The organism is Romboutsia sp., assembly GCF_035470145.1.
GTDB lineage: Bacteria > Bacillota > Clostridia > Peptostreptococcales > Peptostreptococcaceae > Romboutsia_D.
Genome location: NZ_DATIRC010000246.1, coordinates 1 through 2,353 on the forward strand (window position 1 = coordinate 1; position 2,353 = coordinate 2,353).

The 2,353-nt window shown below is 32.6% G+C and carries 3 protein-coding genes; all 3 read left to right on the forward strand.

The features are described from left to right. The coding region (locus tag VLM92_RS10700) for an ATP-binding protein (RefSeq protein ID WP_325276336.1) at positions 1-204 on the forward strand (204 nt) is incomplete at its 5' end. A gap of 4 nt (positions 205-208) precedes the next feature. Continuing rightward, positions 209-1,108, forward strand: a complete 900-nt coding sequence (locus VLM92_RS10705; protein ID WP_325276337.1) for a response regulator — start codon at positions 209-211, stop codon at positions 1,106-1,108. A gap of 164 nt (positions 1,109-1,272) precedes the next feature. Further along, a partial coding sequence (locus VLM92_RS10710; RefSeq protein WP_325276338.1) for a dicarboxylate/amino acid:cation symporter occupies positions 1,273-2,353 on the forward strand: 1,081 nt, incomplete at its 3' end.

The following is a 2,353-nucleotide window of genomic DNA, read 5'->3' on the forward strand; positions in this document are numbered from 1 at the left end:
GATATAGACATTATGTTTGAAGCAGGGTTCTCTACAAAGTATGATACAACAACAGGAAAAATGTCTACAGGTATAGGGCTTTCTCATGTAAAACAGATTGTTGAAAATTATTATAAAGGAAGAATATACGTTGATAATACAATAAAGGATTATACAGTTTTTGAAATAGCAATTCCTATTGAACAAATTGAGACGAGGAAGTGAGATAATGCATCAAAATTTTTACATCGTTGATGATGACAAAGCTATACAAAAAATGCTTAAAAATATTATAAGTAAAAACAATCAGGGCGAAATTATTGGAATGTCAGGGAATGGTTTAGATGCTATAAAAGATATAAAAAGATTAAATCCAGATATTGTACTAGTAGATCTACTTCTTCCGGGCATTGATGGAGTGGGAGTAGTATCCACTTTGAAGGAACATGGTCGCAAATCTGCATTTATAATGATATCAGAGGTAAGCTCAAAGAAAATGATTTCAAAGGCATATGAGCATGGAATTGAATTTTATATAAATAAACCTATAAATGTTATTGAAGTAATTTCAGTTATTGAGAGAGTAAAGGAAAAGATAAGAATGTCTATGGTAATAGATTCATTCGAAAAGGCTATGAATAATATGAATATGTTTAGAAACTGTGTTTTAAGTAAAGAGGTTAAAGTAGATAGTGAAAGGGATAATGTGGAAAGGGTACTTGCACAGTTGGGAATTCTAGGCGAAGCAGGAAAAAAGGATATAGTACAGATTATTCTATGGCTTAAGCAACAGGGGTATGGTAGTAATAAAGCATTTTTAAAATATAAACTTTCAGAAGTGTATGAGTATTTAAATGACAAATACATAAAAGAATATTCTATTTCGTCAAATGCAAATGCTATAGAGCAAAGAGTAAGAAGAGCTATAAATAAGGCTTTAAAAAATATTGCCAATCTTGGCATTGAGGATTATTCAAATGACGTTTTTATAAGATACTCTAGTACACTTTTTGATTTTAAAGAAGTAAGAAGAGAAATGGACTATATTAGAGGGAAATCAAACTATGGTGGAACAATTAATGTTAAAAAGTTTATTGAAGGAATAAATGTAATTCTAAGAGACGATTAAACTTCAGGCTGTTATTGCTTGAAGTTTTTTTGAATTTAAAATAATCAGAAGATTCATATTAATAAATGTATTGTTTCAATTTATTGTGTATGAATTTGTAGGGTAAATATTATTATAAAGTTAATGGAATTATTAATATTAGAAACTAAAAGGGGGAGTCGAATTTGAAATTAACAACCAAAATACTTCTAGGGTTGCTAGCAGGGGTTGTTGCAGGTCTATTATTGACAAGCAATCCACAAATAGCAATTACATTTATTCAGCCTGTTGGTACATTATTTATTAATCTTATTAAAATGATAATAGTTCCTTTGGTGCTGTCGTCTCTAATTGTTGGAGCAGCAAGTATAGGAGATGTTAAAACACTTGGGAGAATAGGGGGAAAAACAATAGTTTATTACCTTTTAACAACTGCTGTTGCGGTAACAATAGGACTTGTATTGGGAAGCGTATTTAATCCAGGAGCAGGCCTTAGCATACCAGTAGATGCACAAATAGCTGCTACAGAGGCACCTACAATAGTAGAGACATTATTAAACATTGTTCCTAAAAATCCTTTACAGGGATTAGTTGAAGGGAATATGCTTCAGATTATAGCTTTTGGTCTTTTTCTAGGAATTGGAGCAACGGCTATTCCAGAGGAAAAAGGGAAGTTATTTATAGGATTTTTTGACGGATTAGCAGAAGTAATGTATAAGATAACAGCATTTATAATGGAATTAGCACCTTTTGGGATATTTGGACTTATAACTCCAGTAGTTGCATCAAATGGTCCTTCAGTGTTATTACCTTTAGTAAAAGTTATAGCAGCCGTATATATAGGATGTGTAATTCATGCAATCTTAGTATATTCTTCAGCGGTAAAGCTAGTTGCTAAAATCACTCCAATAAAGTTCTTTAAAGGGGTTATGCCGGCTGCTCTTACAGCATTCAGTACTACTAGTAGTTCAGGAACACTACCTGTAAGTATAAAATGTGTAAAAGAAAACCTTGGAGTTTCAGAAAAAATTGCAAGTTTTGTTCTTCCGCTTGGAGCCACAATAAATATGGATGGAACTGCGCTTTATCAGGGCGTATGTGCTTTATTCGTAGCTCAGGTTTATGGAGTTGATTTAACAATAGGTCAGCAATCAACTATTATTCTTACAGCTACTTTAGGGTCTATAGGTACAGCAGGAGTTCCAGGAGCAGGACTTATAATGCTTTCACTTGTTTTACAATCTGTTGGCCTTCCACTTGAGGGAG